Origin of the sequence: Vibrio sp. 10N.286.51.E5 (assembly GCF_041469125.1) — a bacterium.
In the GTDB taxonomy this organism is placed as follows: Bacteria; Pseudomonadota; Gammaproteobacteria; order Enterobacterales; family Vibrionaceae; genus Vibrio; species Vibrio crassostreae_C.
Genome location: NZ_JBFRJZ010000126.1, coordinates 1 through 884 on the forward strand (window position 1 = coordinate 1; position 884 = coordinate 884).

General features: G+C 40.4%; 1 protein-coding gene. It reads right to left on the bottom strand.

The window, feature by feature from the left end; genetic code table 11:
- Positions 1 to 32: 32 nt before the first annotated feature.
- Positions 33 to 794: an IS5 family transposase gene (locus tag AB4161_RS22915; protein WP_026028612.1), complete on the bottom strand. Its 762-nt coding sequence runs from the start codon at positions 792 to 794 to the stop codon at positions 33 to 35.
- Positions 795 to 884: the final 90 nt, after the last annotated feature.

Genomic DNA, 884 nt, shown 5'->3' on the forward strand with positions numbered 1-884 from the left:
GGGCGTGTTGATCTTTGCTGTACATTTCGCGTTCAACAATACATCGGTAGCCACATTAACATGAATGCCAGCGATAACATGCTGGCATAATTCCTTTCTAGCTTGTCATATCTACTTGAAATAGCTCGATAATGCTTAATTCTCCCAAAGGCATTTTCGACCAAGTGACGATACTTGTATAAACACCAATCCATACTGTCTTTGTCTATATCTTGTCCGTAATTGCGTTTAGCAATTACCGTTTCTCCGCCACGTTCCTTAACAAAAGTACGGAAAGGTTCGCTGTCATATCCTTTATCACAAACGATGGTATTAACTTCATCGAGTTGCTCAACTAAGCTTTCGGCATGCACTATATCGTGGCGTTGTCCCTCTGATAAATCAAAGCAAATCGGCAGGCCACCACTATCTACGGCTAAGTGAATTTTGGTTGAGTTGCCCCCGCGACTTTTTCCTATTTGCTCTGAACTTTCAGTAGCTGCACCTGTACTATGCTGATGTGCTCTAACTATAGAGCCATCAAGAAATACCCATTCAAAATCAGCCATGTTAGATAAACTTTTGAAAAGATTATCTAAAATCCCTTTCTTTGACCAAAGATTAAATCGTCTGTAAACGGTACTCCACTCTCCGAACTCAGAGGGTAGATCCCGCCAAGGAATACCTGTTCTCATTCGATAAAGTATTCCTTCAAATGTCATTCGATGTTCAGTTTTATCGTAAATACGACCTGTACTTTTCATAACTTGGAGTAGCAGTTCCCAGCGAATATCAGTTAGCATTGTTCTTGGCATGGTATTGGTTATGGTTTTACTTTTGGCGAAGCAAATTATAACTCTTTACCATGCTGTTCAAAAAACACTCACGAAAGATCAACACGCCCT